This window comes from Glycomyces sp. MUSA5-2 (assembly GCF_037034145.1).
Taxonomy (GTDB): domain Bacteria; phylum Actinomycetota; class Actinomycetes; order Mycobacteriales; family Micromonosporaceae; genus Glycomyces; species Glycomyces artemisiae.
Genome location: NZ_JBAGKG010000011.1, coordinates 54519 through 77393, shown reverse-complemented (window position 1 = coordinate 77393; position 22875 = coordinate 54519). Strand labels below are relative to the sequence as shown.

The window sequence follows — 22875 nt, the reverse complement described above, 5'->3', positions numbered from 1 at the left end:
GCGGGAACGCCTCGCATTAAGCCAGGTCCGTGAGGTCGAGCACGTGCCACACCAGGAGCTCGCCCGTGCCCGTCGACCACCACAGGCGCCGCGCATCGGCGCCTGTCGCTCCCGCACTGGACGCGACCAGGAACGCCTCTCCCGCTTCGAGGTCGAACAGCGTCATCTCCGTCGCGTCGCCCGCGGCGACCGCCCGTTCGGCGAGCGGCTCGAACCGGTCGATCAGTCCCACATCGGGGGACACCGCGGAGGTGAACCCCTCCGCGACGGTGACCCTCCCGGTCCCGTCTGGACGGACGAGGTCGGTGCGCGCCCCGTCCTCGGCGTTCACGATCAGCCGGCACCACGTCGCCGAGCACAGCGTCAGCTCCTCCGCGCCGGAGAAGACCTTCACGCCCGCACCGGTGTCGGTGCGCACCAGCTGCGCCCCGCCCAGCGAGTCGGACCCGGCACTGGCGAGCCACGGCCACGCGGCCGCCTGCCACGCGCCAAGGTGGCCGGTCACCGCGACCTCGCCGCCCTCGACGGGGATCGACCGGTGCTCGGTCACGAGCGTCTCGGAGCGGGCCGTGGCGAGCCAGTGGAGCCCTTCGGCCGCGAACTGGAGGTCGTAGGCCGAACCGGAGGCGATGACGTCCCCGGTGTCGGCCGTCAGCAGTGAGGCCTCGCCTGGTTTCCCGTCCTCGCCGCGCGGCGCGGTCCAAAGCTCGGAGGCGACGCGCCCCTGCGCGTCCGGGACCGACGTGATCCACGCGAGCCGCTCGTCGGTGGCTGCCGCGGCCACGACCCCGGGGACGGCCCCTGGCTCGGCCAGCGGCGTCGCGACCGCGTCGCCGTCCTCGGTGAGCTCCACATAGAGCAGGCTCCCGGCCCCGTCAGTGGCGAGCGCCTGGCCGTCGTCGAGGACCTTCAGCGGGGTCCACGCCCGGCCGTCAGCGGTCGTGCCGGGCCAGTCGACCGGCTCGGCGTCCCACGTCTGCCACACCGTCGGCACGGGAGCGGGCAGGGAGGCGGCCTCGGGCCGGTCGGGGGAGGGCCACGCGAGCCAGGCGAGCGCGAGCACCGCCGTCCCGGCGAGTGCGAACCGCTGCGCGCCGTCCAATCGCGCCCCTAGTCGCGTTCGCGGGACTTGTACAGGTACAGCAGGCCCGCGCCGACGCCCGCGGCCGTGGCGGCGGGCAGCGCGAGCTTCGCGGCGCGGCGGCCGCGCCGGTAGTCAAGGACCGGCCAGCCGTGGTGGCGGGCCTGGCGGGCGAGCCGCGTGTCCGGGTTGACGGCGATGGCGCGGCCGACTTTCCGCAGCATCGGCAGGTCGTTCGCCGAGTCGGAGTAGGCGGTGCACATGGCCAGGTCGAGGCCGCGCTCGGCCGCGAGCTGGGCGATGCCCTCGGCCTTCGCGGGGCCGTGCATGAGGTCGCCGACGAGGCGGCCGGTGTAGCAGCCGTTCTCGATCTCGGCGATCGTCCCGAGCGCGCCGGTCAGGCCCAGCCGCGTGGCGAGCACCCCGGCGAGCTCGACGGGGCTGGCGGTGACGAGCCAGACCTCCTGCTCGGCTTCGAGGTGGCGTTCGGCGAGGCGCCGCACGGGCGCGAGGATGCGCGGGGAGATGTCGCGGTCCACGACCTCCTCGCACAGTGCGCGCATCTCGTCCACGGGGAACCCGGCGACGAGTTCGAGCGCCGACGACTTGATCTGCGAGATGTGCCCGTGGTGCTCGACGCCCTGGAACTTGAAGCGGGCCTGCTTCCACGCGAAGCCGAGGATGTCGCGCCCCGAGAGGACGCCGTGGCGGGCCAGCGCGCGGGCGAGGTAGTACGTGGAGGCGCCGTGCATGAGGGTGTTGTCGACGTCGAAGAACGCCGCGGAGGGGATGTGGGCGAGCTCGTCCTCGCCGGGCGCACCGGGCTCGACGACGACGGAGTGGGCGTTGGACTGGGTGCGAGCGACGCCGCCGCCCCGCACGGTCATGGAACGGGGTGTGGCGGAGGCGCTGGAGGAAGCCTCGATCTCTGACACTCTGAAAGCCTACAAGCCCAAGGCAGACGGCCTGTAACGCGAGGACGCGAGCCCGGTGAATTTCCAGTGTGGCCTTGTTCATGTATGGCCCCGGTCGCGTGCCTCTGGTACGGGTGGGCGCAATTGCGGCTTTCGCTCCGTGCGCTCGGGGGACGCTTGCCGCCGCACCGCACCGGCTGCTTTCGCGCCGTTTCTCAGAGACGCGGAAGGGCCGGGTCGCCTCGCGGCTCCCCGGCCCTGCTCCGCACCTTTTTCCTTCCCGCCGCGTTCCCGCGGCGGGTGATCAATCGAACAGGTCCGAGATGATCCCGGTGAGCTCCCCGAGGACGTCGTCCTCTTCTTCCGCCCCGGTGGTCGGGTCGGACGCGGGGCCGGTGGCCCCGCCGCTCGCGGGATCGGACGCGGGCGCGTCGGTCTGCTCGTCCGAGTCGGCCCCGGCGGTCGCCCCGCCGTCGGACCCGGTGGCCTCGCCCTCCTCGGGCTCGGCGCTGCCGCTCTCCCCGGTGCCGCCGGTCGCCCCGGGGGACGCCGGCTCGGTGGCGTCGACGTTGTTCTGCGCGCACGCGCCGGGGATCGGGCCGAGCTCGTCGGCGCCGGCGCCGGGCTTGGTGCAGTCGAGCGACTCGCGCAGCTCGACGGACCTGACGGCCGCGGCCTCCAGGACCGACGCGAGCTCCTCGCCCGCGTCCCTGGCGTCGCCGCCGAGGTCGCCCACGAGGTCGTCGAGGACCCAGCGGTGCTCGTTGGCGAACAGGTCGAGGTAGTCGAGCGGCGCGGGGTCGCCGTTCGCGACGGCGAGCTCGCCGAGGAGGGCGCTGGCGCTCTTCAGCTCCGACGTGGCGTCGGTGAGCGCGGCCGCCGCGGCCTCGTCGTCGTCGGCGACGAGCTGGGCCTCCTGGATGCGGGTGCGCGCGAACTCCAGGTAGAGCTGCGCGCGGCCGAGGTCGTTGCCGGCGAGGGCCAGCTGCGCCCGCTCGGTGGACCGCTTGACGTTGTAGAGCGTCTCGCCGGGGAGGGCGTCGCCGGAGGCCGCGGAGACCCCGGAGATGGCGACGGTGCCGGTGAGCAGCGCCGCGACGATCGCGATGCGCCTGCCGCCGCGGGGGCGGCGCGGGAACATCTCGTCGAGGACGGGCGCGCGCTTCGTCTCGGGGACGGCGGCGCTGGCGCGGTGCCTGGCGGTGACGCCGATGCCCTCTTCGGTGGCGACGGCCATGAGCCGCCTGCGGGTGGCGTCCTGCCAGTCCCTTGACGGTCGCGCGGTGTTGACGAGCTGGTCGCCCAGCCCGCCGAGCCGTTCGGTGACGCCGACGAGTTCGGCGAGTGCTTCTGCCGACGCACCCGATGCGTCCGCGCTGCGGCGCGAGTGAGGGAGGGTGGGTCCTTCGAAGTCAAGCAGCCGCGCGAATTCCTCCGCGCGTCGGCGCTCCATAGGGTTCAATGTCACCGGGCACACCCCCTCTCACTGCATGGATCCTGCTCCTGTACTGAGAACAACGCACGAGTAGCCCCTGAGGTTACGGTTCGCCGCGAACCTTGCGTTTCGGACCACATCGTCCTCGTCGCGGAAGGGTCTCGCGGCGGTATCGGGCCGGTAAAGGGCCCTGACCTGGCAGTTCCGGTCCGCCGTGAGGAGGCGGATCGTCGATTACGGGATAGGGGGCCGAGGCCCTTGGGAACGGGTGGTGTCGGGTTCCCGACGCATGCGGCCGGGAGGGGAGTTGCGGGGATCGGAGGGCCTCTCAGCCTCGGAAGCCGTCGGGGAGGAGCCTTGCGAGGGTCCGCACCGCACGGTACTGGAGCGCTTTGACCGCGCCCTCGTTCTTGCCCATGGTGCGGGCGGTCTCGGCGACGGTGAACCCCTGGAGGAAGCGGAGCACGATGCACTCCTGCTGGTCGGGGTTGAGCTTCTTGACGGCCGTGAGGAGGGTCGCGTTCGTCAGCTTCTCCAGCGCGGCGGTCTCGGGCGAGGTGCTCGGGTCGGAGTCCTTCTCGTCGGCGCCGAGGACGTCGGGCTTGACGATCTCCAGCCGGTACCGGCCGGACTTGAAGTGGTCGACCACGAGGTTCCGCGCGATGGTCACCAGCCACGCGCCGAACGCCCGGCCCTGCCAGGAGAAGCTGGAGATGCGCCGCAGCGCGCGCAGGAACGTCTCGGACGCGAGGTCCTCGGCGAGCTGGGCGTTGTTGACGCGGAAGTAGATGTACCTGTAGACCGTCTCGTTGTAGCGGTCGTAGATCTCCCCGAAGGCCCCCGGGTCGCCGTCCTGGGCGCGCGCGACGAGGTCGGCGACCTCGTCGCCGTCGACCTGGTCCTCGTGGTGGTCGGTGCCCCGCGGCTCCGCGGCGCCTCCGGCCGCGCCGGGGCCCGTGCCGCGGCCGGGCCGCACCTGGTGCTGCTCGGCGGTGCCGGTGTCCAGGCTGAGGACCGTCCACACGGCCTGCTTGAGGCGCGCGAAGGTCGGGGCCGGGTGCTGCGCGAGCAGCGAGCCGAGCGATCCGGGGTTGAAGAAGGGGGCGATGTCTGCTGTGAGCACTGCCGAGTCGTGGCTTGCCACAGCCAAGGTCGGTGCAATACCGGGCACTAGTGGCCTCCTCGTGTGAGGGGTCGTCGGGCCGAGTCGAGCGAACGGATCCCGCAGGGACTGACCCGCCTGAGTCTAGAAATCCGCGGGGTCGGCGACGCGTATTTGCGATCGGCGTGTCGCGCTCGGTGACGGGTGTGCGGGGGTCGATGTCGGCGCGCGCCCGATGCGCCGGCGTACCCTTCGTTGCGGGGGCGGAATCCCACCATTACCTCCCCAAACGTTCGGTGGTCCGCGGCCGCGGACCGGTTGTGCCTCAATAGTGAGCGAGGAATGACGGAGGGTGTCGCACAAGCTGTGCGATCCGGCCCGACTTCTTGGAATGACGGAGGGAGCAGGGTGAACAGGCTGACGCTGCTGACTACAAGGGAGTGCCATCTCTGCGGTGCGGCGCGCGAGGCGCTCGACCGGGTGACGGCGGAGACGGGCGAGCCGTGGACGGAGGTCGACGTCGCCGACGACGCTAAGTTGGCGCGCGACTACGGCGACCGCCTCCCCGTGCTGCTGCTCGACGGGAAGGAGCACGGCTACTGGGACGTCGACGTCCCGCGCCTGCTCAAGGACCTCCAAGTCCCTCCGGCCTGAGGCGACACCGCGAAGCGACACACCGATGAATATCTGAAATACCAATACACAACGGTCTTTTAGGGCAAAATTCTGGCAGACGGCGGCTCGCCGGGACGTCTGCAATTTCGGTACAGCCGGGCCTCGCCCGGTGATACGGGGGTGTACCGCGCAGGCGACCGCGAGCCGCCGAGTCCGTTCACCCCTCCGTATTCCCCGCGACATCCACTTCTTAAGCTGAGTGGCGCGCCGGTGAACGGCGGCGCGGATCGGACCTGGAGCTCCAGCATTGACGACCACCGGTGAAGGCACAGGCCAGCGGGCCGCCGCGGTCCCGCCTGCGGCGGCGGCCGACCTGCCCGCCGCCACCGTCAGGCGCCTGCCCGAATACCTCCGCGCCCTCGGCACGCTCTCCGAGTCCGGAGTCGACACCGTCTCCTCCGAGACCCTCGCGGCCGCCACGGGCGTCAACTCCGCGATGCTCCGCAAGGACCTGTCCCAGCTCGGCGCGTCCGGGATGCGCGGCATCGGCTACTCCGTCGCCAACCTCGCCACCCACATCGCCGGTGTGCTCGGACTCACGAAGGACTCCCGGGTCGCCATCATCGGCCTAGGGCACCTGGGGCAGGCGCTCGCCCGCTACCCCGGATTCTCCGAACGCGGGTTCGACATCGTTGGCCTCTTCGACGCCGACGCGGGCATCATTGGCAAGGACCTCGACGGCCTCCAGGTGCGCGACGTGGCGCTCCTCGCCCGGGCCGTGCGTGACGAAGGCATCAACATAGGGGTGATCGCCACACCGGGCGCGGCCGCCCAACACGTGGCCGACCTCCTCGTAGATGCTGGTGTCACAAGCATTCTCAACTTCGCGCCGTGCGTCCTCGCCGTCCCCCAGGGAGTGGCGGTCCGCAAGGTCGACCTGGCCGTCGAGCTCCAGATCCTCTCATTCCACGAACACCACAAGACGCTCAGCAGGCCGGAAACAGACGTCTAGAGACGGGAACGGTGCAGTGAACCTCCTGGTTGTCGGCATCTCGCACCGCAGCGCAGCGGTCGAGACCCTGGAACGGCTCGCGGTCGGCCCCGAGGCCGCCGCCGACCTCGCGCGCGCCCTCCTGCGCGGCGGCGAGGTCCGCGAGGCGGTCGTCCTCTCCACGTGCAACCGGGTCGAGGTCTACGCCGTCGCCGCCTCCTTCCACGGCGGGCTCTCCGCGATCGTCGACGAGCTCCACCGCATCTGGGGCCTCACCGAGCTCCAGGCCGACCTCGACTTCGCCTCCTGCGGGTATGTGCGCCACGGCGCCGACGCCGTCGCCCACGCCTTCCGCGTCGCCGCCGGGCTCGACTCCATGGTCGCGGGCGAGCCGCAGATCCTCGGCCAGCTCCGCGACGCCTACGACACCGCCCGCGAGGCCGACCAGGTCGGCCGCCACCTGCACGAGCTGTTCCAGCAGGCCCTGCGCGTCGGGAAGCGCATCCACGCCGAGACCGACGTGGACGCCGCCGCGCCCTCCATCGTCACCGCCGCCCTCGACCTCGCCGAGCGCGCGCTCGCCGAGGCCGGGTTCGCCAACGGCCTCACCGAGACCCGCGCCGCCGTCGTCGGCGCCGGGTCCATGGGCTCGCTCGCCACCGCGACCCTCGCGCGCTCGGGCGTCAAGTCCCTCGCCGTCGCCAACCGCGACCGCGCCAAGGCCGAGCGCCTCGCCGAGGTCTGGGACGCCGCGCCCGCCGACTACGCCGACCTCGCCGGCCTCGCCGCCGGGGTCGACCTGCTCGTGTGCGCCACGTCCTCGCCCGAGCCGGTGCTGCGCGCCGCCGACCTCGCCGGGCGCACCCGCCCGCTCGTCGTCTGCGACCTGGCCCTGCCCAAGGACGTCGCCGAGGAGGTCGCGCTCCTGCCCGGCGTCACCGTGGTCGACATCGCCGAGATCCAGAAGGCCGACGCCGCGGGCGCCGCCGCCGACACCCTCGCCGAAGTGGAGCGGCTCCTCGCCGAGGAGATCGCCGCGTTCAACGAGAGCCTGCGCGCCGACGCCGTCACCCCCACCGTCGCCGCCCTGCGCTCCGCGGCCGCCGACATCGTCGACGCCGAGCTGGCCCGCGTGGCCCGCCGCGGCGACTTCACCGACGACCAGCGCGCCGAGGTCGCCCGCACCGTCCACCGCGTCGTGCAGCGGCTCCTCCACGAGCCCACCGTGCGTGTGCGCGAGCTCGCCGGGCAGCCCGGCGCCCCCGACTACGCGCGCGCCCTGCGCGACCTCTTCGCCCTCGACGCGGCCGTCCTCACCGCCGCCGAAGGCGACCACCTCGTCGAGGCCCTGAAGATCAGCCCCGCGACGGCCCCCGTGGCCGACGCCCTCGGGACGATCCCCTCCGCCCCGTCCGAAACCGGAACGGCTGCGACGCAGCAGTCTTGAGAAGGGAAGCACGCCCGTGATCCGAGTCGGGACCAGGGGATCGAAGCTCGCTCTCGCGCAGAGCGGCATGGTCGCGGACGCGATCGGCCGCCTGACTGGCGAGCACGTCGAACTCGTGGAGATCAAGACCACAGGGGACGGGACCACGGTCCCCGTCGCGGAGCTCGGGGTCGGCGTCTTCGTCAACCAGCTCCGCGAGGCCCTGGAGCGCGAGGAGATCGACATCGCGGTCCACTCGTACAAGGACCTGCCCACGGCCCAGCCCGAGCACCTCGTCATCGGCGTCCCGCCGCGCGAGGACCCGCGCGACGTGCTCGTCGCCGCGGACGGCCGCACCCTCGCCGACCTGGGCCCCGGCGCCCGGATCGGCACCGGGTCGCCCCGGCGCATCGCCCAGCTGAACGCCCTGGGGCGCGGCTTCGAGTGCGTGCCCATCCGCGGGAACGTCGACACCCGCATCGGCCGCGTCGGCAAAGACCTCGACGGAGTGATCCTCGCGGCCGCCGGCCTCAAGCGGGTCGGCCGCCAGGCGGAAGTGACGGAGTACCTGGACCCGTTGGTGATGCTTCCCGCTCCGGCACAAGGGGCGTTGGCGGTCGAATGCCGCAAAGCCGACATGACATCTGCGCTGATCTCGGCTAAGCTCAACGACCGGTACTCCCAGGCCGCCGTCGCCGCCGAGCGCGCGCTGCTGCAACGGCTCGAAGCCGGATGCAGCGCTCCCGTCGCCTCACTCGCCGACGTCGCCGAAGGCGCCGATCCCGGCGAAGTCGACCTGTATCTGCGAGGCGCCGTCGGCGCCGTGGACGGCTCCGTCATCGAACGGCTCTCGACCACCGCCGCGCTCGCCGACAACGGCGGCCCGGAGCTGGCCGAGCAGGCCGCGGCCGCGGGCAGGCGGCTCGCCGAGGAACTGCTCGACGCGGGTGCCGCACAACTGTTGAAGTAGACGTATCTCAGACGATTGCTGATGGAGAGAACATGACCAGTGCCCGTAAGCCGGTGGGCCGCGTGCGTTTCGTCGGGACCGGCCCAGGCGACCCGGGACTGCTGACCAAGCGCGCCCTCGACGCGATCCGCGAGGCCGACCGCGTCTACTACGACCGGTCGCTGCCGCAGTCGCTCGTGGAGGCCGCGAAGGAGATCAACGGCGACGACGCGAAGCTCAAGCTGATCGAGTCCTCCCCGTCCGACCAGGGCAAGCTCATGGCCGCCGCCGCGCGCGAGGGCGAGAACATCGCCCGCCTCATCGTCGGCGACGCCTACCCGAACCGCCTCGCCAAGGCCGAGATCAAGGCCGCCTCGGCCGAGCAGGCCCGCTTCGAGGTCATCCCGGGCATGAGCCACGCGCAGGCCGTCGCGGTGTACGCGGGGATGCCCCCCGGGGAGATCCGCACCGTCATCGACATCGACGACATCGCGTCCGTGGAGCCGCTCGTCATCGCCGACGCGATCAAGCGCGGCTCGCTCACCGTCACCGCCGACGTCTCCGACCTCTCCTCCCTGCGGGACATCCTCCTCGCAGGCGGCGTCTCCGGCGAGACCGCCGTGGCCGTCACCGGCGACGCGACCGGCGAGACCGAGTACACCACCACCTCCTCTGTGGACACGTTCGTGGAGGCCGCGCTCGGCTACGCCGGGCAGGTCGTGCTCACCATCGGCCCCGGCGTCGACGACCGCCACGAGCTCGCATGGTGGGAGGGGCGCCCGCTGTACGGCTGGAAGGTCCTCATCCCGCGCACCAAGGAGCAGGCCGGCGTCATGTCCGAGCGCCTGCGCGCCTACGGCGCCATCCCGTGCGAGGTCCCGACCATCGCCGTCGAGCCGCCGCGCACGCCCGCCCAGATGGAGCGGGCCATCAAGGGCCTCGTCGACGGCCGCTACGCGTGGATCGTCTTCACCAGCCAGAACTCCGTGAAGGCCATCTGGGAGAAGTTCAAGGAGCACGGCCTCGACGCCCGCGCCTTCGGCGGCCTGCGCATCGCCTGCATCGGCGAGGCCACCGCGAACGCGGTGCGCGAGTTCGGCATCGAGCCCGAGCTCCTGCCGACCGGGCAGCAGTCCTCGGAGGGCCTCCTGGAGGTCTTCCCGCCGCACGACCCGATCCTCGACATGGTCGGCCGGGTGCTCCTGCCCCGCGCCGACATCGCCACCGAGACGCTCGTCCAGGGCCTCTCGGAGCGCGGCTGGGAGGTCGACGACGTGACCGCCTACCGCACCGTGCGCGCCTCGCCGCCCGCCGCGGACATCCGCGACGCCATCAAGTCCGGCGGCTTCGACGCGGTCCTGTTCACCTCGTCCTCCACGGTCCGCAACCTGGTGGGCATCGCCGGGAAGCCGCACCAGCGCACCGTCGTCGCGTGCATCGGCCCGGCCACCGCGGACACCGCGACCGAGTTCGGCCTGCGCGTGGACGCCAAGCCCGAGAACGCCTCGGTGCCCGACCTCATCGAGGCGCTCGCCGAGTACGCCACGGAGCTCAAGCAGCGCCTGGCCGAGGGCCCGATCAAGACCCGCCGCGGCCAGAAGGTCCAGGGCCCCACGGCCCTGAGGTTCCGCTAGAGAGTTGTTACGCAAGAAGGGAAGTGGCCGCAGTGCCGCACAGCTCCGAATACCCCGTCATCCGGCCCCGGAGGCTGCGCCGCACTGCGGCCCTTCGCCGTCTCGTCGCCGAGACCCGCGTCCATCCGAGCGACCTCGTCCTGCCCGTATTCGTCAAGGAGGGCCTGCACGAGCCGGTCGAGATCGCGACGATGCCGGGCGTCTACCAGCACACCGTCGACTCCGTGCGCAAGCTCGTGGTCGAGGCCGCGCGCGCCGGGCTCGGCGGGCTCATGCCCTTCGGCGTCCCCGCCGTGCGCGACGCCGTCGGCTCCGCCGCGACCGACCCCGACGGCATCCTCAACCGCACCACGCGCGCGATCCGCGAGGAGATCGGCGACGACCTCGTCGTCATCCCGGACCTGTGCCTCGACGAGTTCACCGACCACGGCCACTGCGGCGTCCTGCGCGAGGACGGCTCGGTCGACAACGACGCCACCCTCGACCGCTACGCCGAGATGGGCCTCGCCCTCGCCGAATCCGGCGCCGACCTCCTCGGCGCCTCCGGCATGATGGACGGCCAGGTCGGCTTCGTGCGCTCGGCCCTCGACGAGGCCGGGCACACCGACACGGGCGTCCTCGCCTACGCCGCCAAGTACGCCAGCGCCTTCTACGGGCCGTTCCGCGAGGCCGTCGAGTCGCAGCTCCAGGGCGACCGCCGCACCTACCAGCAGGACACCGCGAACGCCACCGAAGCGCTCCTGGAGATCGACCTCGACATCGAGCAGGGCGCCGACATCGTCATGGTCAAGCCCGCCCTCCCGTACCTCGACGTGGTCCGCGCCGCCGCCGAACGCTCTCCCGTTCCCGTTGCGGCCTACCACATCTCCGGCGAATACGCCCAGCTCGTGGCCGCCGCCGAACGCGGCTGGATCGATCGAGACGCCGCCATCCTGGAGTCCCTCACCTCGATCAAACGAGCCGGAGCAAAGATCATCGCCACCTACACGGCCCTGGAAGCGGCGGCCCTCCTTCGCTAGCCCTCAGCTCTTGGCGGCCTGGGCAGAGTCTTGCTGATGCGCTGTTCCAGGAGCGACGGGTGGTACCGGGCGGCGGCAGTGAAGTCCTTGTCCTCATGCAGCACGGTCAAACCCAACTGCATCGCGGTAGCCGCGATGAGGTAGTCGGGAAGGCTGAACATGGTGTGCATGCTGCGGCTGGTGAGGTCGCGGCGCAAGTCGCGCATGTAAGAGCCGACCTTGTTCGGCAACGGTATCCATTCGTGACCCGCCAGCAGTTCGGCTTCGATCGCCTGGGCTTCTCGTGCCCCCGAACCATGCACGAACTCGAAGATCACTGGCTCGCAGATCGCGAACCGGCCTTCGTCTGCATACCGGATCCAAGCCGGGTCGGCCTGTCCGCGGATGATTCGGATGAGTGCACTGGTGTCGATGAGGTAGTCGATCATTCGCTGGAACGGTCGTCCTTGTGGGCGTTGCTGAGCCTCTCGACTTCGTCCAGGTTGAGGGTGCCATCGGCCGCCATGCGACGCAGGTTCTTCCAAGCGGTCTGAGGGCCGGTACGCTGCGCCTCGCGGTAGTACTCAAGTGCTTCGTTGATGGCCTGCTTCTTGGTCCTCGCGCCGCTCTGGGCCATCACATCGGCCAGCAGCTCATCGTCCACGTCTACGAGAGTCTTGGTCATGACCGCCTCCACACTTTGATATCGCATGTAGGTCAGAGTATATCCAAGTTAGCGGGATTCGGCGAACGAAAGGAGCCCTCGGCGTGTCTCGCCCTGCCTAAGCATTCGGGTCGTGCCGTCGAGAGTCGTCGGACCATCCCAGCGCTTCCTCGATTGAGCGCATGCGTTCTTCGCGGGCTTCGTGAATGGCGGCCACGATCTCGTCGGTCGTGGGACCTGTGCGTTTCGCCGAGCGTTCGGCGTTCACCATGACCGGTTCGGGGTGGAGGCGGATACCGAAGTCAGTCTCGACCTTGTCGGCTACCTCGGAGGAGAGGGCGAGGAGTTCTGCTGTCGTGGCGCCGCCTCGGTTGGTCAGGGCGAGGGTGTGTTTCGTTGAGAGGCTGACGTTTCCGTGGCCGTAGCCCTTTTCGAAACCGGCGGCGCCGATGAGCCAGGCGGCGGAGATCTTCACCTGGCCGTCGTCGGTCTTCCAGTGCGGGGGTTCGCCTCCGGCCTTCTCGGCGATGTCGTGGAGGACGTGCGCGCCGACGATCGGGTTGGTGAAGAACGAGCCCGCGCTCCAGGTGTCGTGGTCGGCCTCGTCGAGGACCATGCCCTTGCCCCGGCGCAGCTCGATGACGGCCGCGCGGGTCTCGGCGAGGGGCGCGCGGCCGCCGATGTCGACGCCGAGGCGCTTCGCGAGCTCGGCGTAGGCGATCGGCTGCGACAGCGCCGACGCCTCCAGCGCGAAGTCCACACTCAGCACCAGGTACCGGTCGGAGTGCTTGAACACGCTGTGCCGGTACGCGAAGCCGCATTCGGCGGGGGTCCAGTCGCGGACCTCGTCCTTCTCGCGGTCCCAGACGCGGACCGACTCGATGGTCTGGGCGACCTCCTGGCCGTAGGCGCCGACGTTCTGGATCGGGGTCGCTCCGACCGAGCCGGGGATGCCGCTGAGGCATTCCACGCCGGAGCGTTCGTTGACCACGGTCCACGCTACGAAGTCGTCCCAGACCTGGCCCGCCTGGACCCGCACGGTCCGCTCGTCGAGCGCTTCGACGCCGCCGCCGCGCAGGAGCACCACGGTCCCGTCGAAGCCCGCGTCGCCGATGACGACGTTGCTCCCCCCGGCGAGGACCAGTGTCGGGCCCTGCGCCGCGCGCAGGACCTCCACCGCCTCCTCGGACGAATCGACCTCGACGAGCTCCTTCGCGGGCCCGCCCAGGCGCAGGGTCGTGTACGCGCTGAGGAGATTCCGGTCGGCGGCGTGAGGCGTTGGACTGGCGTGTGTCACGCCCGAAAGCCTAGACTTTTCGCAGGCTACGAGGAACGGCGGTCACCATGGCTAAGCTGCGCATCACCGACTACCTCACGGAACTGAAGACGGAGGCCGCGGGCCTGCGGTCGGTCTGCGAGCCCGGGGTGCTCGACCGCGTGGCGCCCTCGCGGCCGGACACGACAGTGGCCGGGATCCTGCTGGACCTGGTGCGGCTGTACCGGTGGACCGTGGACGCCCTGTTCGCGACGCCCTCCGAGGACCGCGACGTCGCGGAGCCGCCCCGGCCCGAGGCGAGCGGCAAAGCCGTGCTCGACCTGTTCGACCAGTCCCTCGCCGCCGTCCTCGACGCGTTCGAGGCCCGCGGCCCCGAGTCGCCCGCGTGGACGTGGGCGCCCGTGGAGTGGCGGGCCGAGTTCTGGCACCGGCGCGCCACCGTCGCCACCGGGCTGGCCCGCTGGGACCTCCAGATGGCCGTCGGGGCGACCGCGCCCGTGCAGGTCGCGCTCGCCGCCGACGCCGTGACCGAGGCGTTCGAGGCGTTCATCCCCGTGGGGGCCCGCCGCGGCGCCCACCCCGACGCGACGGGGCTCGTGCAGCTGTTCGCGCAGGACGCCGACTCGACGTGGTTCGTGCGCCTGCGCGAAGGCCGGGTCGCCCTGCTGGACCAGCCCGACGCGCGCACCGAGCTCCAGGCCCGCGCCGCGGGGTCGGCCTCCGACATCGCGCTGGCGCTGTGGGGGCGGCTGCCGTTCGGGATCTGCGACGTCGTGGGGGACGAGCGGCTGCTCCAGGCGCTGCGCGTGGAATAGGCGCGAAGCGGATAACGGTTCGGTAAAGGCCGCCGATAAACCGGACAAACGTTCGGAGCCCACTTGGCAAAGGCATTCACCCGAGGCTAGGCTCACACCACGCTCCGCGGTGCTCGCACCGCGCTGCGCGCGTCCCAGCGCGGGGACCTGGTGTTCCCGTCCTGCGGCGGACAACCGCCTTTTACCACGGATCGTCTGGCACGTGCCTGCCAGTGAAAGGGAACATCATGGCTACAGTGACGTACGCGGGCGCCACCCGCATCTACCCGGGCACCGAGAAGCCCGCGGTGGACAAGCTGAACATCGAGATCCAGGACGGCGAATTCCTCGTCCTCGTCGGCCCCTCGGGCTGCGGGAAGTCCACCTCCCTCCGGATGCTCGCCGGCCTCGAAGAGGTCGACGAGGGCTCGATCTTCATCAACGACACCGACGTGTCGAACCTCCCCCCGAAGTCCCGCGACATCGCGATGGTCTTCCAGAACTACGCGCTCTACCCGCACATGTCCGTCTTCGACAACATGGCGTTCGCGCTCAAGCTGCGCCGCATGCCGAAGGCCGAGATCAAGCAGCGCGTGGAAGAGGCCGCGAAGCTCCTCGACCTCACCGACTACCTCGGCCGCAAGCCGAAGGCCCTCTCCGGCGGCCAGCGCCAGCGCGTCGCCATGGGCCGCGCGATCGTGCGCGAGCCGCAGGTGTTCCTCATGGACGAGCCGCTCTCGAACCTGGACGCGAAGCTCCGCGTGCAGACCCGTTCGCAGATCGCCTCGCTCCAGAAGCGCCTGGGCATCACGACCGTGTACGTCACCCACGACCAGATCGAGGCCATGACCATGGGCCACCGGATCGCGGTCATGAAGGACGGCCTCCTCCAGCAGTGCGACACCCCGCGCACCCTGTACGAGAAGCCCGGCAACACCTTCGTCGCGGGCTTCATCGGCTCCCCGGCGATGAACCTCAAGACCGTGTCCCTGACCGAGGCCGGCGCCCTGTTCGGCGACGTGACCCTCCCGCTCGCGCGCGAGGTCCGCGACGCCGCGTCCGCCGAGGGCGGCGACCAGCAGGTCACCGTCGGCATCCGCCCCGAGCACTGCAAGCTCGGCACGGAGTCCTCCGGCGGCATCCCGATCGAGGTCGACCTCGTCGAGGAGCTCGGCTCCGAGGCGTACGTCTACGGCCACGCCGCCTACAACGGCTCCTCGGAGCGGTTCGTCGTCCGCACCGAGTCGGTCAACGTCCCGCGCCTGGCCGAGACCGTGTACGTGGTGCCCGAGCCGGGCCACGAGCACGTCTTCCACGCCGCCACCGGCGAGCGCCTGAACTAAGGCCGTACGAACAGGGGGCCGCGCACTGGCTGCGCGGCCCTTTTTCGCTGCCCGTAACGCGAAGGCAACTCACAGAGAGCTACGGTTGGGGCATGGCCGCCCTCACCCCCAGGCCGAGAGTGGAAGGCGCCGACGCGTTCACCGTCGGCACCGGGTTCCACCGCGCCCTGGACGACGGCCGCATCGAATGCACGGTCTGCCCGCGGGCCTGCCGCCTGCGCGAAGGCCAGCGCGGCCTGTGCTTCGTGCGGGCCCGCATGGGCGACCAGATCGTCCTCACCTCCTACGGCCGCTCCTCGGGGTTCTGCATCGACCCCGTCGAGAAGAAGCCGCTGAACCACTTCCTGCCCGGCACGCCGGTGCTCTCCTTCGGCACGGCCGGGTGCAACCTCGCGTGCCGGTTCTGCCAGAACTGGGACATCTCCAAATCGCGTGAGATCGACACCCTCTCCTCGCAAGCGGATGCCGTGACGCTCGCCGCCACCGCGAAACGCCTGGGGTGCAACTCCATAGCGTTCACCTACAATGACCCGACGGTGTTCCTGGAGTACGCGGCCGACTGCGCCGACGCCGCCCGCGACGCGGGGCTCAAGGCGATCGCGGTGTCCGCCGGGTACATCAACGCCCCGGCCCGCCGGGAGCTGTACTCCCATATGGACGCCGCCAACATCGACCTGAAGGCCTTCACCGAGGACTTCTACAAGCGGATCGCCTTCGCCTCACTGAGGACGGTCCTGGACACACTCGAATACCTGGTGCACGAGACCGACGTGTGGACCGAGATCACGACGCTGCTGATCCCGGGCCACAACGACTCGGACGCGGAGATCGCGGCCGAGTCGGCGTGGATCGCCGAGCACCTGGGCCCCGAAGTGCCCCTGCACTTCACGGCCTTCCACCCGGACTTCAAGATGCGGGACGTGCCGCCCACGCCCCCCGCGACCCTCCGGCGCGCGCGCCGGATCGCGCTCGACGCGGGCCTGCGGTACGTGTACACCGGCAACGTGCACGACCCGGAAGGGCAGACCACCGTCTGCACCGACTGTGGCGAAGCCCTCATAGTGCGTGATTGGTACCGGATTGACCGGTATGCAGTGTCGGATAGCGGACAGTGCGTACGTTGCGGGGCGCGCGTTCCCGGCATCTTCGAGGGACCGGCGGGAGACTGGGGTCCCAAGCGGCAACCGATCCGCATCGCCGCACCGTCAGTCAGTCAGCGATAACCCACCACCGGAAGACCTGCGATGCCTTCGACGAAATCCGAAACCGTGCGGCCCCCGGCCGTCGCCGGACGCTTCTACCCGGCCGACCCCGGGCTGCTCCGCCGCGACGTCCAGCGCCTCATCGACGCGGCAGGGCCCGTGAGCGAACCGCTCGCGGCCGCCTACATCGTGCCCCACGCCGGATACCGCTACTCCGGGCCCGTCGCGGCCCAGGCGTACGCGCGCCTCGCCGCCCACCGCGGCCGCGTCAAGCGCGTGGTCCTCGTCGGACCGTCCCACCACTACCCGCTGCGCGGCACCGCCGCCGCGCCGTACACCGCGTGGCGGACCCCGCTCGGGGAGGTCCGCGCCGCCGCCACGAACGCCGTCGGCTCCTCGCGCCTCCCGCACGAGGCCGAGCACTCGCTCGAAGTGCAGCTGCCGTTCCTCCAGGTCGCTCTCGGCGACGACATCGAGGTCACGCCCGTCGCCTGCGGCATGAGCCAGACCCCCGACACCGCGCGGATCATCGCCGCGCTCCTGGAGGAGGCCGGGGAGGACGCCGTCCTCATCTGCTCCACCGACCTGTCGCACTACCACGACCTCGCCACGGCCCAGCGCATCGACGCCGCCACCGCCGAAGCCATCAAGAGCCTGCGGCCCCGCGAGATCGCCCCCCAGCACGCGTGCGGCGTGTTCGCCCTGCGCGGCACGCTCGCCTGGGCCGACGCCACGGGCCGGCGCCCCCGCCAGCTCGCGCTGGCGACCTCCGCGGACGCGGCCGGCTCGCCCGACCGGGTCGTCGGCTACCCGGCGTTCGCGATCGAGCGCCCCGGGCTGTGACCTGCGCTCGCGGGGGCGAAACTCGCACGACCGCCGCGAAGGGCGGCGTTTACCCTGTAAGACGTGACCGAGCACGAGCAAGACAGCACTGAGACTGGCGACGACCTTCCCGAGCAGATGAAGATCCGGCGCGAGAAGCGCGCCGCCCTCCTCGCGGAAGGCAAGGAGCCGTACGCGCTCGGCTACCCGCGCACCCACTCGCTCGCGGAGCTCCGCGAGCTGTTCGGCGGGCTGGCCGACGGCGAGTCCTCGGGAGTCACCGTCTCCACCACCGGACGGGTGATCTTCGTGCGCCTGGCCGGGAAGCTCGCCTTCGCGCGGCTGCGCGACGGCGACGGGACCGAGTTCCAGGTGATGCTCTCCCAGGGGAAGGTCGGCGAGGAGGCCCTCGCCGAATGGAAGCGCCTCGCCGACATCGGCGACCACATCGGCGTCACCGGCGAGGTCGTCTCGTCCAAGCGCGGCGAGCTGTCGGTCATGGCCGACTCGTTCCAGATCACCGGCAAGGCCCTGCGCCCGCTTCCCGTGGCGCACAAGGCGCTCGCTGAGGAGACGCGGGTGCGCCAGCGCTACGTCGACCTCATCGTGCGGCCCGAGGCCCGCGACACCGTGCGCAACCGGGCCCGGGTCGTCAAGTCGCTGCGCGACCAGCTCGACGCGGAGTCGTTCATCGAGGTCGAGACCCCGATGATGCAGGTCCAGCCGGGCGGGGCGACCGCGCGGCCGTTCGTGACGCACATGAACGCGTACGACATCGACCTGTACCTGCGGATCGCGCCGGAGCTCTATCTGAAAAGGTGCGTCGTCGGCGGCATCGACCGCGTATTCGAGATCAACCGCAACTTCCGGAACGAGGGCGCCGACTCGTCGCATTCGCCGGAGTTCGCGATGCTGGAGGCCTATCGCTCGTACGGCGACTACCGCACGATCGGGGCGCTCACGAAGTCGCTCATTCAAGGCGCGGCGCGATCGGTGTTCGGGTCCGAGACCGTCGTTCTCGCGGACGGCTCGGAGTACGACCTCGGCGGCGAGTGGGCCGAGATCACGCTCTTCGGGTCCCTTTCCGAAGCGCTCGGAGAAACCGTGACCGTGGACACGCCCTACGACGTCCTCGTCGCGTACGCGGACAAAGTCGGACTCGGCGTCGACCCGAAGTGGGGACCCGGGAAACTCGCCGAGGAATTGTTCGAGCACCTCGTCGTCGACGGCCTGCACGCGCCCACGTTCGTCCTCGACTACCCCGAGGAGACGTCCCCGCTCGTGCGCGGCCACCGCACCACTCCGGGCCTCACCGAGAAATGGGACCTGTACGTGCGCGGCTTCGAGCTGGCGACCGGCTATTCCGAGCTGATCGACCCGGTGATCCAGCGCGAGCGCATGGAGGCCCAGGCCAGGCAGGCCGCGAAGGGCGACGACGAGGCCATGGGCGTCGACGAGGACTTCCTGCGGGCGATGGAGTACGGGATGCCGCCGCTGTGCGGCATGGGCATGGGAATCGACCGGCTCCTTATGGCGCTCACCGGACTCGGCATCCGCGAGACGATCCTCTTCCCGCTGGTGAAACCCGAATAGCAAAGCAAAGGGACCGCATCGGGACCCGCGGCGCCGCTTGCGCGGCCGACTGCGGACAATCCGATGCGGTCCCTTTCTGCCCACCCCGACGGCCCATTTCCGGATGATGTTTGCCGAGCGGTTTGCCACGCCGCGAGCGGCGCGGTAGCGATCCATTCACAAATCTTTCGCTCCACCCTCTTTCCTTTCTCTTAGGGACTCGTATATGCTCTGGCACTAGTAAGAGCAAAAGGCACTGTTGGGCCGGGTCCGAGGGGAATTTGCCATGGCGAAGAAGACACAGGTCATCCTGATCGACGATATCGACGGCAGCACCGCTGAGGAGACGGTCAAATTCGCCATCGACGGGCAGGCCTACGAGATCGACCTGTCGGCGTCGCACGCGAAAGAACTGCGCGACGCACTGGAGAAATTCCAGGAGGCGGGCACCCGACTGGGCCGCTACACGCTCGGTTCCCCGCGCGGGCCGGTCCGCGGCGCCGTCTCGGCCCCGCGCCGCCAGTCCGTGGACCGCGAGCAGAACAAGGCCATCCGCGAGTGGGCCTCCCGCTCCGGCAAGAACGTGTCGCCCCGCGGCCGCATTCCGCAGGCCATCGTCGAGGAATACAACGCCGCGCACAACTAGTAGTCCGGCGCCCGAACGCACCGCCCGCTTCCTGCTCTGGAAGCGGGCGTTTTCTCATGTACCGGAACGGTGCGGCCTCCCCATTGATTGGGACCCGGCCCGGCGGGTATTGCGCTCAGAGCGAACCTGTTATCACGGGGAATGGCTTAGGGTGCACGCTTGTTGTCACCCACGTGGCACCCGCCGTCCGCGGACCCGGGGGATAAGGTGTACCCACAGGGTTTTGCAAGCCACGACCAGTAACGACGACGAAGTAGCGGCGGACGCGAGGAGCAGAAGCGCATGTTTGAACGGTTTACGGACCGTGCCCGACGCGTGGTCGTCCTGGCTCAAGAAGAGGCCAGGATGCTCAACCACAACTACATCGGCACGGAGCACATCCTGCTCGGCCTCATCCACGAGGGCGAGGGCGTGGCGGCGAAGGCCCTGGAGAGCCTGGGGATCTCCCTGGAAGGCGTGCGCCAGCAGGTCGAGGAGATCATCGGACAGGGGCAGCAGGCCCCCTCCGGGCACATCCCCTTCACCCCCCGGGCGAAGAAGGTCCTGGAGCTGAGCCTGCGCGAAGCGCTCCAGCTGGGCCACAACTACATCGGCACGGAGCACATCCTGCTGGGCCTGATCCGCGAGGGCGAGGGCGTCGCCGCCCAGGTCCTCATCAAGCTCGGCGCGGACCTCAACCGGGTCCGCCAGCAGGTCCTCCAGCTGCTCTCCGGCTACCAGGGCAAGGAGCCCGCGGGCGCGACCGCCGGCGGCACCTCCCAGGAGTCGCAGCAGTCCGGGTCGCTCGTGCTGGACCAGTTCGGCCGCAACCTGACGCAGGCCGCGCGCGACGGCAAGCTGGACCCGGTCATCGGGCGCCAGCGCGAGATCGAGCGCGTCATGCAGGTCCTGTCGCGGCGCACCAAGAACAACCCGGTGCTCATCGGCGAGCCCGGCGTCGGCAAGACCGCCGCCGTCGAGGGCCTCGCGCAGGCGATCACCAAGGGCGAGGTCCCCGAGACCCTCAAGGACAAGCAGCTGTACACGCTCGACCTCGGCGCGCTCGTCGCCGGGTCGCGGTACCGCGGCGACTTCGAGGAGCGGCTGAAGAAGGTCCTCAAGGAGATCAAGACCCGCGGCGACATCATCCTGTTCATCGACGAGATCCACACGCTCGTCGGTGCGGGGGCCGCCGAGGGCGCGATCGACGCGGCCTCGATCCTCAAGCCGATGCTCGCCCGCGGCGAGCTCCAGACCATCGGCGCGACCACGCTCGACGAGTACCGCAAGTACCTTGAGAAGGACGCGGCCCTGGAGCGCCGCTTCCAGCCGATCCAGGTGGCCGAGCCGTCGCTCGCGCACACCATCGAGATCCTCAAGGGCCTGCGCGACCGCTACGAGGCGCACCACCGCGTGTCCATCACGGACGGCGCCCTGGTGCAGGCCGCGACGCTCGCCGACCGCTACATCTCCGACCGGTTCCTGCCGGACAAGGCGATCGACCTCATCGACGAGGCGGGCGCGCGCATGCGCATCCGCCGGATGACCGCGCCGCCGGACCTCCGCGAGATCGACGAGGAGATCGCCGAGACCCGCCGCCAGAAGGAGTCCGCGATCGACGCGCAGGACTTCGAGGCCGCCGCGCGCCTGCGCGACACCGAGAAGCGCCTGCACGAGAAGCGCGCCAAGCGCGAGCAGGAGTGGAAGGCCGGCGACCTTGACCAGGTCACCGAGGTCGACGAGGAGATGATCTCCGAGGTCCTCGCGAACTGGACGGGCATCCCGGTCTACAAGCTGACCGAGGAGGAGACCTCCCGCCTGCTCAAGATGGAGGAGGAGCTCCACAAGCGGATCATCGGCCAGGAGGACGCCGTCAAGGCCGTCTCGAAGGCGATCCGCCGCACCCGCGCCGGGCTCAAGGACCCCAAGCGCCCGTCCGGCTCGTTCATCTTCGCCGGCCCTTCGGGCGTCGGCAAGACCGAGCTGGCGAAGGCGCTCGCGGAGTTCCTGTTCGGCTCCGAGGACGCGCTCATCCAGCTCGACATGTCCGAGTTCCACGACCGGTACACGGTGTCGCGCCTGGTCGGTGCGCCTCCCGGGTACGTCGGGTACGACGAGGGCGGGCAGCTCACCGAGAAGGTGCGCCGCAAGCCGTTCTCGGTGGTCCTGTTCGACGAGATCGAGAAGGCCCACCCGGACGTGTTCAACACGCTCCTCCAGATCCTGGAGGACGGCCGCCTGACCGACGGCCAGGGCCGCATCGTCGACTTCAAGAACACGGTGCTGATCCTGACCACGAACCTCGGCACGAGGGACGTCGGCAAGGCCGTGTCGCTGGGCTTCCAGGCGGACTCGTCCGAGGGCGGCGACTACGAGCGGATGAAGGAGAAGGTCAACGAGGAGCTGAAGAACCACTTCCGCCCCGAGTTCCTGAACCGCATCGACGACACGATCGTGTTCCCGAAGCACACGCAGGAGGCGATCGTCTCGATCGTCGACCTGATGGTGAAGCGCATCGAGGACCAGCTCGCGAACCGCGACATGGCCCTGGAGCTGACCGACAACGCGAAGCTGTACCTCGGGCACAAGGGCTACGACCCGGTGCTCGGCGCGCGGCCGCTGCGCCGGACGATCCAGCGCGAGATCGAGGACACGCTCTCGGAGAAGATCCTCTTCAACGAGTTCGTGCCCGGCCAGATCGTCATCGTCGACGTCGACGGCGACCCGAAGGACATCGAGAAGACGAACCTGACCTTCAGGGGCGCCGACAAGCCCGCGGGCATCCCGGACACGCCTCCGGCCGAACTGGCCGGCGAGCGCGCCCCGAAGAGCCCCGGCGCCGGAACCGGCACCCTGCCGCCCAAGAGCCCCGGAGCGGGCCCGCGCGGCGGCATGGCCGGCGAGGGCGCGGGCTAAGCGTCTGAGGCAGTGAGAACGGGGCGGGACCGCAAGGTCCCGCCCCGTTTCGCGTCTCCAGTGGGCATGAAAAAAGCCGGGTTCGGAAACCCGGCCGTGTGGCGGAGGATAGGGGATTCGAACCCCTGAGAGCTTTCACTCAACACGCTTTCCAAGCGTGCGCACTAGGCCACTATGCGAATCCTCCGCGGAGTACCTTACCCGACGCCGGGAGCGGCCTCCAACCGGGTTGATCGAGGTGACCTGCGTTGCATCGGGACCGCGGCGGGCGCTCCGGGTTCGGCGGGGCGGGAGGCGTGCGGTAGACTTTCGCCCGTCTCCCACGCGGCGTCATCTTGTGAACCTCCCCAGGGCCGGAAGGCAGCAAGGATAAGCGGGCTCTGGCGGGTGTGTGGGAGACCCCGCCGCCTTAGCTCAGTCGGCAGAGCGATTCACTCGTAATGAATAGGTCGTCGGTTCGATTCCGACAGGCGGCTCCAACGGAAAGGCCCCGGCGAACGCCGGGGCCTTTTTCGC

General features: G+C 70.4%; 19 protein-coding genes, 2 tRNA genes, 1 other RNA gene and 1 pseudogene. 15 read left to right on the top strand and 8 right to left on the bottom strand.

Translation table 11 applies throughout. The features are described 5' to 3' along the window. Positions 1-16: 16 nt before the first annotated feature. The 4 genes from WA640_RS25270 to WA640_RS25255 all read right to left on the bottom strand — a co-directional run bounded on the left by WA640_RS25270 (position 17) and on the right by WA640_RS25255 (position 4553). Positions 17-1102, bottom strand: coding sequence for a hypothetical protein (locus WA640_RS25270; protein ID WP_335991554.1), 1086 nt, complete (start codon positions 1100-1102; stop codon positions 17-19). A gap of 8 nt (positions 1103-1110) precedes the next feature. Continuing rightward, positions 1111-2016: an HAD family hydrolase gene (locus WA640_RS25265; protein WP_219926612.1), complete on the bottom strand. Its 906-nt coding sequence runs from the start codon at positions 2014-2016 to the stop codon at positions 1111-1113. Between the two features lie 283 nt (positions 2017-2299). Continuing rightward, entirely contained in the window at positions 2300-3448 is a 1149-nt protein-coding gene (locus tag WA640_RS25260) for a DUF5667 domain-containing protein (protein WP_335991551.1), read from the bottom strand. Between the two features lie 310 nt (positions 3449-3758). Beyond that, on the bottom strand, positions 3759-4553 hold the full coding sequence (locus tag WA640_RS25255; RefSeq protein WP_335991549.1) for a sigma-70 family RNA polymerase sigma factor: 795 nt from the start codon (positions 4551-4553) through the stop codon (positions 3759-3761). A 387-nt stretch (positions 4554-4940) separates the two neighbouring features. Here WA640_RS25255 and WA640_RS25250 point away from each other — a divergent pair, with 387 nt between their 5' ends. The 6 genes from WA640_RS25250 (at position 4941) to hemB (ending at position 11166) form a co-directional block, all read left to right on the top strand. Beyond that, on the top strand, positions 4941-5186 hold the full coding sequence (locus WA640_RS25250; protein ID WP_335991546.1) for a glutaredoxin family protein: 246 nt from the start codon (positions 4941-4943) through the stop codon (positions 5184-5186). A 268-nt stretch (positions 5187-5454) separates the two neighbouring features. Next, positions 5455-6159, top strand: coding sequence for a redox-sensing transcriptional repressor Rex (locus WA640_RS25245; protein WP_335991545.1), 705 nt, complete (start codon positions 5455-5457; stop codon positions 6157-6159). A gap of 16 nt (positions 6160-6175) precedes the next feature. Further along, a complete protein-coding gene (locus tag WA640_RS25240) occupies positions 6176-7585 on the top strand; it encodes a glutamyl-tRNA reductase (RefSeq protein WP_335991544.1) in 1410 nt (469 codons plus the stop codon). A 16-nt stretch (positions 7586-7601) separates the two neighbouring features. Beyond that, positions 7602-8534: a hydroxymethylbilane synthase gene (gene hemC / locus WA640_RS25235; RefSeq protein WP_106363162.1), complete on the top strand. Its 933-nt coding sequence runs from the start codon at positions 7602-7604 to the stop codon at positions 8532-8534. Between the two features lie 32 nt (positions 8535-8566). Next, entirely contained in the window at positions 8567-10147 is a 1581-nt protein-coding gene (locus WA640_RS25230) for a uroporphyrinogen-III synthase (protein ID WP_106363163.1), read from the top strand. A 32-nt stretch (positions 10148-10179) separates the two neighbouring features. After that, entirely contained in the window at positions 10180-11166 is a 987-nt protein-coding gene (gene hemB / locus WA640_RS25225; protein WP_335991542.1) for a porphobilinogen synthase, read from the top strand. Here the strand turns inward: hemB and WA640_RS25220 are convergent. The 3 genes from WA640_RS25220 to WA640_RS25210 all read right to left on the bottom strand — a co-directional run bounded on the left by WA640_RS25220 (position 11163) and on the right by WA640_RS25210 (position 13106). After that, positions 11163-11594, bottom strand: coding sequence for a PIN domain-containing protein (locus WA640_RS25220; protein ID WP_335991540.1), 432 nt, complete (start codon positions 11592-11594; stop codon positions 11163-11165). The two genes, hemB and WA640_RS25220, sit on opposite strands and share 4 nt — an antisense overlap. Then, entirely contained in the window at positions 11591-11830 is a 240-nt protein-coding gene (locus WA640_RS25215; RefSeq protein ID WP_335991539.1) for a type II toxin-antitoxin system VapB family antitoxin, read from the bottom strand. Before WA640_RS25215 ends, WA640_RS25220 begins: the two co-directional genes overlap by 4 nt. 97 nt (positions 11831-11927) lie before the next feature. Further along, the gene (locus tag WA640_RS25210; RefSeq protein WP_335991537.1) at positions 11928-13106 is read right to left on the bottom strand and encodes a UDP-N-acetylmuramate dehydrogenase; all 1179 of its coding nucleotides are present in this window, start codon (positions 13104-13106) and stop codon (positions 11928-11930) included. Between the two features lie 47 nt (positions 13107-13153). Here WA640_RS25210 and WA640_RS25205 point away from each other — a divergent pair, with 47 nt between their 5' ends. From WA640_RS25205 to WA640_RS25175, 7 genes and pseudogenes are all read left to right on the top strand, one after another. Beyond that, complete coding sequence (locus WA640_RS25205) at positions 13154-13900, top strand: hypothetical protein (protein WP_335991536.1); 747 nt, start codon at positions 13154-13156, stop codon at positions 13898-13900. Between the two features lie 227 nt (positions 13901-14127). After that, positions 14128-15222, top strand: coding sequence for an ABC transporter ATP-binding protein (locus tag WA640_RS25200; RefSeq protein WP_106363434.1), 1095 nt, complete (start codon positions 14128-14130; stop codon positions 15220-15222). A 92-nt stretch (positions 15223-15314) separates the two neighbouring features. After that, complete coding sequence (gene amrS, locus WA640_RS25195) at positions 15315-16445, top strand: AmmeMemoRadiSam system radical SAM enzyme (protein ID WP_106363169.1); 1131 nt, start codon at positions 15315-15317, stop codon at positions 16443-16445. A 21-nt stretch (positions 16446-16466) separates the two neighbouring features. Beyond that, positions 16467-17267 carry an AmmeMemoRadiSam system protein B gene (gene amrB / locus WA640_RS25190; RefSeq protein WP_335991533.1) on the top strand — a complete coding sequence of 267 codons (801 nt, stop codon included), beginning with the start codon at positions 16467-16469 and terminating at the stop codon, positions 17265-17267. 117 nt (positions 17268-17384) lie between these two features. Beyond that, positions 17385-18839: a lysine--tRNA ligase gene (lysS, locus tag WA640_RS25185; RefSeq protein ID WP_442904828.1), complete on the top strand. Its 1455-nt coding sequence runs from the start codon at positions 17385-17387 to the stop codon at positions 18837-18839. Between the two features lie 265 nt (positions 18840-19104). Further along, positions 19105-19464: a histone-like nucleoid-structuring protein Lsr2 gene (locus WA640_RS25180; protein ID WP_106363171.1), complete on the top strand. Its 360-nt coding sequence runs from the start codon at positions 19105-19107 to the stop codon at positions 19462-19464. A 282-nt stretch (positions 19465-19746) separates the two neighbouring features. Then, positions 19747-22257, top strand: a pseudogene (locus WA640_RS25175) (ATP-dependent Clp protease ATP-binding subunit); the annotation flags it as partial. Between the two features lie 201 nt (positions 22258-22458). Here WA640_RS25175 and WA640_RS25170 read toward each other — a convergent pair. Continuing rightward, positions 22459-22546: transfer RNA gene (locus WA640_RS25170), tRNA-Ser, on the bottom strand. 125 nt (positions 22547-22671) lie between these two features. On the opposite strand from WA640_RS25170, the gene ffs reads away from it, so the two are divergent. Both ffs and WA640_RS25160 read left to right on the top strand, forming a co-directional pair. Then, positions 22672-22765, top strand: an RNA gene (gene ffs / locus WA640_RS25165) — signal recognition particle sRNA small type. Continuing rightward, positions 22763-22838 (top strand) — tRNA-Thr (locus WA640_RS25160). The genes ffs and WA640_RS25160 overlap by 3 nt, the downstream gene beginning before the upstream one ends. Positions 22839-22875 lie beyond the last annotated feature (37 nt).

Excerpts from the sequence above, each read along its gene's own strand:
- WA640_RS25200 (WP_106363434.1), top strand. The coding sequence starts at position 14,128 with ATGGCTACAGTGACGTACGCGGGCGCCACCCGCATCTACCCGGGCACC.
- lysS (WP_442904828.1), top strand. The coding sequence starts at position 17,385 with ATGAAGATCCGGCGCGAGAAGCGCGCCGCCCTCCTCGCGGAAGGCAAG.
- amrS (WP_106363169.1), top strand. The coding sequence starts at position 15,315 with ATGGCCGCCCTCACCCCCAGGCCGAGAGTGGAAGGCGCCGACGCGTTC.
- amrB (WP_335991533.1), top strand. The coding sequence starts at position 16,467 with ATGCCTTCGACGAAATCCGAAACCGTGCGGCCCCCGGCCGTCGCCGGA.
- WA640_RS25260 (WP_335991551.1), bottom strand. The coding sequence starts at position 3,448 with ATGGAGCGCCGACGCGCGGAGGAATTCGCGCGGCTGCTTGACTTCGAA.
- WA640_RS25220 (WP_335991540.1), bottom strand. The coding sequence starts at position 11,594 with ATGATCGACTACCTCATCGACACCAGTGCACTCATCCGAATCATCCGC.
- WA640_RS25230 (WP_106363163.1), top strand. The coding sequence starts at position 8,567 with ATGACCAGTGCCCGTAAGCCGGTGGGCCGCGTGCGTTTCGTCGGGACC.
- WA640_RS25215 (WP_335991539.1), bottom strand. The coding sequence starts at position 11,830 with ATGACCAAGACTCTCGTAGACGTGGACGATGAGCTGCTGGCCGATGTG.
- WA640_RS25205 (WP_335991536.1), top strand. The coding sequence starts at position 13,154 with ATGGCTAAGCTGCGCATCACCGACTACCTCACGGAACTGAAGACGGAG.
- WA640_RS25180 (WP_106363171.1), top strand. The coding sequence starts at position 19,105 with ATGGCGAAGAAGACACAGGTCATCCTGATCGACGATATCGACGGCAGC.